Source organism: Streptomyces sp. NPDC059037, assembly GCF_042740015.1.
Classification (GTDB): Bacteria; Actinomycetota; Actinomycetes; order Streptomycetales; family Streptomycetaceae; genus Streptomyces.
In genome coordinates this window covers 1-7,899 of record NZ_JBHYIG010000385.1, presented here as the reverse complement: position 1 = coordinate 7,899, position 7,899 = coordinate 1, and the positions used below count along the sequence as shown (strand labels likewise).

Annotated in this window: 5 protein-coding genes; all 5 read right to left on the bottom strand. The window is 74.0% G+C overall.

Features of this window, described 5'->3' with window-relative positions; all coding sequences use genetic code 11:
* Positions 1-1,138 (bottom strand): Hsp70 family protein (locus ACFWY6_RS42575; RefSeq protein ID WP_384702408.1); only part of this gene is annotated, 1,138 nt, incomplete at its 3' end.
* On the bottom strand, positions 1,135-3,279 hold the full coding sequence (locus ACFWY6_RS42570) for an Hsp70 family protein (RefSeq protein WP_384702405.1): 2,145 nt from the start codon (positions 3,277-3,279) through the stop codon (positions 1,135-1,137). The genes ACFWY6_RS42570 and ACFWY6_RS42575, both read right to left, overlap by 4 nt.
* Positions 3,276-3,725: a nucleotide exchange factor GrpE gene (locus ACFWY6_RS42565; RefSeq protein ID WP_384702402.1), complete on the bottom strand. Its 450-nt coding sequence runs from the start codon at positions 3,723-3,725 to the stop codon at positions 3,276-3,278. Before ACFWY6_RS42565 ends, ACFWY6_RS42570 begins: the two co-directional genes overlap by 4 nt.
* A gap of 38 nt (positions 3,726-3,763) precedes the next feature.
* Positions 3,764-4,057, bottom strand: a complete 294-nt coding sequence (locus ACFWY6_RS42560; protein ID WP_384702399.1) for a hypothetical protein — start codon at positions 4,055-4,057, stop codon at positions 3,764-3,766.
* Positions 4,054-7,293: a hypothetical protein gene (locus ACFWY6_RS42555; protein WP_384702396.1), complete on the bottom strand. Its 3,240-nt coding sequence runs from the start codon at positions 7,291-7,293 to the stop codon at positions 4,054-4,056. The genes ACFWY6_RS42560 and ACFWY6_RS42555 overlap by 4 nt, the downstream gene beginning before the upstream one ends.
* Positions 7,294-7,899: the final 606 nt, after the last annotated feature.

The window sequence follows — 7,899 nt, the reverse complement described above, 5'->3', positions numbered from 1 at the left end:
GCGGCGCCCGCCGGGGGGGGGGGGGGGGGGGGGGGGGGGGGGGGGGGGGGGGGGGGGGCGGGGGCCCCCCCCCCCCCCCCGCGCCCCCCCCCCCCCCCGCCGCGCCTCCCGCGAGCCGCGCCGCGTGCTTCAAAGCCCCCAAAGCGAGCAGGTCGGGCGGCGCCTGCACCCGCCGGCGGCCGAGCGCCGCGACCCCCGTGGCGACCTGCTCCATCAGGGTGCCGCCGCCCGTCAGGAGCACCGTGTCGACGTCCGCCGACGTCATCCCCGACTGGTCGAGCAGCGTCGTCGCACGGTCGAGCGTCCTGCGCACATGCCGGTCGAGGAACGCGTCGAGATGCTGCCGGGTGATCCGCACCTCCAGCGGCGGGCCACCGCCGACGTCGAGGGACAGCTCGGCGGCCCCCGGACTCCCCGGCACGCTCAGCGCCTCCCGGGCCTCCTGCGCCCGCGCCCGCAGCCCGAACCACACCTTCGCGTCGAGATCCGCCACCGAGCCCGGACCCCGGTGCCTGCGCAGCAGCCGCACGGCGGCGCCCAGCATCTCCCCGTCGAAGGCGCGCCCGCCCGACGTCGCCGCGCCCTCGTGCCCGAGCGCGCGGTAGTGCCCCCGCACGCCACGCACCAGGCCGAGTTCGAACCCCTCGTACCCCATCCCGTAGACGAGTAAGGTGCCGCTGTCCCGCTCCGACGTGTGCCCGATCACCGCGGCCATCGCGTCGCTGATCAGCCGCGCGGGCGCGAGCCCCGCCTCCTGCGCCGCGTCCCGCAGCGCCGACCGCTGCGCCGACTGGTAGGACGCGGGCACGCTGATCACGGTCTGCGCGACGGTCCCGGACGTCTCCGACTCCACCCGCTCCCGCAGCAGCCGCAGCATCCGGAACACCAGCTCCTCCGGCCGCGTCGACGTGCCGGGGACCGGCCCGCGGCGCCGGCCGCCGACCCGGCTCTTGAGGCTGGGGAAGGCGACGGGCAGCACCCCCGTCACGGCGGGCTCGCACAGTAGCCACGGCCATCCCGCGGCGGGCGCGTCGAGCCGCCGCGGCGGCTCACCGGGCGGCGCGAAAAGCGCGCGCAGGCCCGTGGCGCCGAAGTCGACCCCCAGATGCACCGGGGCCCGCCGCTGTCCTGACGTCATCCGTCGACCGTGTCTTCCCCGACCTGGAGGATCCCGCCGTAGTCGGGCCGGTCGGGCAGCGACTGCACCCGGCGCTCCGCCTGCGCGACCGCCACCAGGCTGCGCAGATTGCGGGCCTGCTGCGCGGTCTGTACGCGATTGCCCTGCCGGTGGGCCTGCTTGACGATGTCGACCGCCTCGTTGATCTGCCGGACCGTGTCCCGCGGCGCCCCCTCCGACGCCAGCTCGGCCTGCCGGAACTGGCTGGCCAGACCGCACTGGTGGAACACGTCGTCGAGCAGCAGCTCCGTGAGCCGCTTGTACTCGCCGCTGTCGCCCATCGCCGCCGCCTGCTGGGCCTGCTCGATGTCCCGGCGCACCTTCATCGCCTGCACGGGCTCGACATAGGCGCCGAACCGCTTGAGGAAGTCGTCGGCCTCCCGCTCCGCGTACCCCAGCTCCTCGCGCAGCACATGGCTGTCGACCTCCGCGCCCGTCTCGGGCGGCGGCGTCAGCGGCCGCTCCCGGTTCGGGGTGGCCTCCAGGGTCATGTCCGTGCCGCGCACACTGATGCGTACGGTGATGATGCGGTCGGAGGAGTAGTTGAACGACACGTCGACGTGCCGGTTGACCTCGATCTCCTGCGGCAGATCGAACTCCACCACGCCCTGTTCGTGGTTCTCGCTCGCCACCTTGCTGTCGCCCTCGTAGACCGGGACGCGGATGCGGCGGCTGTCGGTCGCGTGGAAGGTCCGCTGCCGTGGCTCCGGCAGCGGATACGGCGACCCGGCCGGGATGATCTCCACGAACACATCGCGCTGGGAGCCCTTGACGGCGGCGATCCCCATCGCCATCGGCGTCGACTCGTAAAGGCCCGTCGAACCGACCGGCCGCGCGTTGACCAGACTCCGGGCGCAGTCCACGCAGGCCTGCGCGGAGTCCTCGTTGACCTTCGCGCACTCCGGATCGGGGCACTCCACGCCGTCCAGCGTCTCGGCGAGCACCCCCGCGCCGAGCGCGACGCACTCCATCGGGCCGATGTTCCTGCGGACCTTGTCCTTGCCGAAGTACGCCTCGACCGCCTCGTACACCGGACGGGTGAGCGTGCCGCCGCCCACCAGGAGCACGTCGGAGATGTCCGTGGTGGCCAGTTCGTAGCGGCCGAGGGTCTGCGTCACCAGGTCCATCGTCCTCGACACCAGCGGCGCGATCATCGCGGTGAACTCGGCCCGGGTGAGCGCCATTTCGACGTCGAGCACGCCCTTCTGGCTGCGGTAGGCCGCCGGGATCACGATGTACGTCTCGTCCTGGTCGTTCAGCTCCCGCTTGGCGCGCTCGGCCGCCTTCTTCGCCTGGAAGAGGAACGCCTTGTCGCCCGACGGGTCCACATGGTGCTCATCGCGCATCCAGGCGATGATCCGGTCGACGACGGCGAGATCGAAGTCGTCACCACCGAGCCAGATGTCGCCGGCCGAACGCAGCACCTGGAACTGGCTGTTGCCATCACGGTCCTTGACCGCGTTCAGGACCGAGATGTCGAAGGTGCCGCCGCCCAGGTCGTAGACCAGGACCCGGCTGCGCTCGCCGTCCGGCTTGTTCAGGCCGAAGGCGACCGCGGCGGCCGTCGGCTCGTCCACGATCTTCTTCACCACCAGGCCCGCCCGCTCGGCCGCCTCGCGCGTGGCGGCCCGCTGCGCGTCGCGGAAGTACGCGGGCACGGTGATCACGGCGTGCGTCACCTGCTCGCCGAGGGTCCGCGTCGCGTCCTGGACGAGCTTCTCCAGGATCATCCGGGAGATCTCCGCGGGGGTCAGCGTCTCCTCGCCGAGCACCACATGGGCGCGCGGGTCGTCGTCGGGCCCCGCCACGATCTCGTAGTTCAGGCGGCCGCGCGCCTCGGCCACCGAGGTATCCGTGAGATGCCGGCCCATCAGGCGCTTCACCGACACCACGGTGTCCTTGGGCTGCCTGATCGCCCAGTTCAGCGCGTCCTCGCCGACCAGCGGCCGGGGCGGCCTGCCCTGCCGTGTCGCCAGGCCCACCACGGACGGGGTGAGCCGCTCGCCCTTGCTGTTGGTGAGCACCACGATGTCCGCGCCGTGCGGATCGTGGGCGGCGACCGCGCTGTTCGTGGTGCCGAGGTCGATGCCGATGGCCTTCATGTACGCTCCGTCTCCTGCTCGGCGTCGCCGGTCACGGCGACAACTACCCGGGCGGCACGCAGCAGTTGCCCCCGGTACCGGTATCCGCGCTGCACGATCTCCAGGACCTCGTCGTCGGCCGCCCCGGGCGCGGCACGGACCTCGGCCACATGGTGCGTCGCGGGCTCGGCCCGCTCGCCGATCCGCCCGACCGGTTCGACGCCCTGCCCGGTCATGGCCGTCTCCACCTGGCGGGCCATCAGCTCCAGACTCCTGCGGTACGACTCCGGGTCGGCGGCCGCCGCGTCGGCGAGCAGCCGGTCGAAGGAGTCCAGGGTGTCGGCGAGCACGAGGAGCAGCTGCTCGGTCAGCGCGCGGTGGGCGGCGTCGCGCGCGGCGATGGCCACGGACTTCTCGTGGGCGAGACGGGCGGCGGTCGCCGCGGGGGCCGGGTCCTGCGCGCTCATCGAAGGCGGCTCCTCAGCAGTTCTGGGGTTCGGTCGGTTCAGATGTCGAAGGTGACGAGGTCGTCGAGGGGGCGGGCGGTCGCCTCCGGGGGCGCCATGCCGTCCGTCAAGTCCACGTCGTACAGGAGGAGTTCGGCCAGCATCCTGCGGCGTACGCTCCTCAGGTCGTCCCACGCCTGCTGGGTGACCGGTGTCATCAGGCGCCGGGCGAGCAGCTCGAAGGAGATGTCCTGGAGGGCGGCGTGGGTCGTCCACGGGGTGACGCCGACCTCGGCGAGCGCGTCGTAGGGGAAGGGGCCGCCGTCCCAGTTCGTCTCCGGATCCTTGATCACGGTCCGTCGCTCTCCTCACCCTCGTTCTTGGCGGTCAGTTCGTCGAACCAGCGCCGCACCGTGTCGAGCAGCGCCCGCCGGATGCGGCCGTTCATCGGGTCGGCGCGGGTGGCGCGCATCAGATGGTGCAGGGCGCGGCGGATGTCGCCCCGGGCCAGCGCATCCTCCGCCCAGTCCGTCAACACACCGGCCCAGACGCCGAGTCGGCTCTCGTCCGGCGCCTCCTCCTCGCTGACGCTGAGCATCAGCTCGCGCAGTCCCTCGACCCCGAGATCCCGGGCGAGTAGCCGCTCCAGCTCGTCGAGTGCCTCGCCGAGCGTCTCCCGGTAGCCGTGCGTCAGGGCCTGCCCGAGGCCCACGTCCAGGAGCCCCAGGGCCTCGTGGAGGATCTTCAGGCGGCCCGGGATCGTGGTGGTGTTCGCGTCGAGGGTGAAGACCAGGGCGCGGGCCAGATTGTCGCGGGCGTGGCCGGACGCCGGGTTGAGCTGCAGGGCGCGCCGCAGGTCGGTTTCCGCGCCGTAGGGGTCGGAGCGCATGCCGTACTTGGTCCGGGTGTAGCCGCGCCAGACGCCGCGCATGGACAGCAACGCCGAGAGCCGGGCGTTCAGTTGGTCCACCAGGTCGCGGTCGAGCGGGTGCAGGGCCGCAGGGACCCGCTCGACCAGTTGGACGGCCTCGTCCAGGCACTCGCCGCGCTGCGCGCCGCCCGTGTCGACCAGTGCCTCGACCCGGCCGAGCACCGTGCCGACGACCGCCTTCTTGGCGCGGGCCTGCATGCCCGCCCGGCGCGATACGAGCACCAGCTCCGCCCACTCGTCGAGCGCGCGGTCGAGTCCTCCCTCGCCGTCCGTCAGGGCGGTGCGCGCGAGAGAGAGGCGCACCCGCACGGCGAGTTCCACCCCGTCCTGGAGGAACTTGGCGTGCCGATCCGGCAGTTGGACGTACGCCGGATTGCGGAGCAGTACGTCCTGGCAGTGGCCGCAGGCCTCGATGTGCTTGTCCGGAGCGGCCGCCGACGCCGGGCCCGCGCAGTCGTCGGGCAGCGTGGTGAGGGTGGCGAAGGCGGGCAGGGCACGCAGCGCGCCGTCGAACTTGTGCACCTCGCAGAGGACGAAGCCCGGCGCCAACTCCGAGAAGGCCCACCGGAGTTGGCGCACCGCGTACTCGCCGGGGTCCTTCCCTTCCCGGGCCGCCGCGTCCAGGGTGGCGGCGAGCGCGCCGAGGGGAGCTTCCAGGCGCAGCAGCCGCAGATAGCGGGGCCCGCAGGCGAGCGGTGCGGTGCCCGCGCCCGGCACGTTCGGCAGACCGCCCATGTCCTTCAGTACGCGGGCCGCGCCCAGCTCGGCCTCCAGGAGGGCGGCCAACTCCTCGTATGCGGCGGCCTGTTCGGGGCGCTCCTGCTCGGTGTGGCGCTGCTCGTGCGCGGCCAGCTGCCCGAAGAGGTGCTGGCTGAGCTCGAGGCGCAGCTGGGCCATGTCCTCGCCCGGCAGCGCCCGGCCGTAGCAGGCGGCGCGCTCGGCACGCCAGCCGTCCCAGTACTCGTCGTCGCTCAGCAGCGCGGCCCAGTAGGCGAGCGCCGACTCCCAGACCCCCACGGCGTGCTCCCACGCCCCGCTCTGCTCCAGCTCCTGAGCCTGCCAGAGCCGGGCCGCGGCAAGGCCGTGGACGACCGCCATGTCGCCGGGTGCGTCCCGCAGCCGCCGCTCCCACTCGGCGGCCGCGGCCTCCCGGTCCCTGGCGAGCAGGAGCAGCAGCGGCGCGTCCTCGGGGAACCGCTCGCACAGGTCGCCGAGCAGCCCCGCCCCGTCGTCCGGCGAGAGCTCCGCCATCGCGTCGCGCAGCGCGGCGGGGGAGTGCCACCGGTACAGCAGCGCGTCCAGCTGGAGCCGCCGCCCCGGAAGCCGCAGCCGGTCCCAGGCGACCCGCTCCGACCAGGTCATGCCGCCGCGTTCGAGGAGCGTGTACGAGGCGTCGCTGACGGCGTCCATGGAGGAGCCGGGATCGACGCCGGCGTCCCGCAGCGCGAAGTACGGATACGTGGGGTCGCTCGACGCGAACGGGTCGGCGACCAGCGGGGCACGGGTGAGGCCGTCGGCCCAGGGCAGCAGTTCGAGCAGCCGCCGCAGCCTGCGGCACCGCACATCGGCCCGGTCGAGGCCGCCGCCGGCCCGCTCGTACGCGGCGACGGCATCGCTCCACCGCCCGGCGCCCTCCAGCAACCGCCCTTCCACATAGGCGAGTCGGGCCTCCGCGTCCCCGTGCCCCGCACACGCGCGGAACGCGTCGGCGGCCTGCTGCCACTCCTGGTGCGAGGCGGCGATACGGCCCCGGGCGTACGCACCGAGCGAGGCCGCGTCCCGCTGCCCGCCGAGCGCGTCGGCCTCCGCACGGACCCGCGGCCAGTCCCCCTCGGCCTCGGCGAGCCGCACGAGCGCGTACCGCTTGCGCGGCCCGGCATCACCGAACCCCCCGGGCCCCGCCGCCACCGCGGCGAACGCATCCACGACCCCCTGCCACTCGCCCGCGCTCACGGCCCCCCGCTCGGCGATCCGCGCCTCGGCGTACCCACGCCGGACGACGACATCGGCCCAGCTGTCAGGCAGCGCCCGGTAGGCGGCGAGGGCGTCGTCCCAGAGCCCACGGAGCTCGTGGGTGCGGGCGAGGGCGTATCGGTGGAGGTGGCGGGGTTCCTGGTCGGGGGTGGGGTGTTGAGCGGGGGCGGGTTCCTGGTCGGGGGTGGGGTGTTGAGCGGGGGCGGGGTCTTGGCCGGGGCGCGGGAGTTGAGCAGGGTCGGGGTGTTTTGCCGGGTCGGGGACTTGGTCGGGGGGCAGGGCTTGTGCGGGGTCGGGGTCTTGGCCGGGGGACGGGGCTTGTGCGGGGTCGGGGTCTTGGCCGGGGGACGGGGCTTGTGCGGGGTCGGGGACTTGGTCGGGGGGCAGGGCTTGTGCGGGGTCGGGGTCTTCGCCGGGGGCGAGCTGCTCCGGGAACGCCCGTGCGTAGATCTCGCAGGCCCCCGCCCAGTCGCCCGCCGCCTCCGCGAGGCGCCCCTCCGCCTTGCGGCGCAGCCGGCCCACCGCGCCGTCACGGCCCGTGTCGGGCACCTCGGCCAGCAGGCTCAGTACGGCGGACCAGTCGTCGCGCAGATCGGCGGCCACGCGTGCGCGTGCGTAACGGCGGCGGTCGCGGACCTCGCCGTGCGCGTAGGTGTCGGGCAGCCGGCCGAAGCCGTCGATCACGCCGGACCACTCGGATCGGGCATCGGCGGCGCGGCCGCGGCTGTAGAGGAGACAGTCGGGTACGTCGAGAAGGTCCGAGGACAGTCCGGAGAAGCACCCCAGGGCTTCCTGCCAGCGCTCTTCGCTCTGGTGGAGGCGACCCAGGGCGTAGGTCCGCAGTTCCTCGGCGTCGTCGTATCCGCAGCGGGGCGCGTCCGACTCTGCGCCCGGTTCTGCTTCCGTGTTCCCGTCGGGTCCTGCGCCCCGTTCTGCGTCGGGTCCTGGGCCCGGTTCTGCGTCCGTGTCCGCGTCCGGTCCCGCGTCGGGTCCTGCGCCCGGTTCTGCGCCCGGTTCTGCGTCGGGTCCTGCGCCCGGTTCTGCGCCTGGTTCTGCGTCCGTGTCCGCGTCGGGTCCTGCACTCGGTCCTGCACTCGGTCCTGCGCCCGGTTCTGCGCCCGGTTCTGCGTCGGGTCCTGCGCCCGGTCCCGCACCCGGTCCTGCGCCGAGTCCTGCATCGGGTCCCGCGCCGGGCCCTGCATCGGGTCCCGCGCCGGGCCCTGCATCGGGTCCCGCGCCGGGCCCTGCATCGGGTCCCGCGCCGGGCCCTGCATCGGGTCCCGCGCCGGG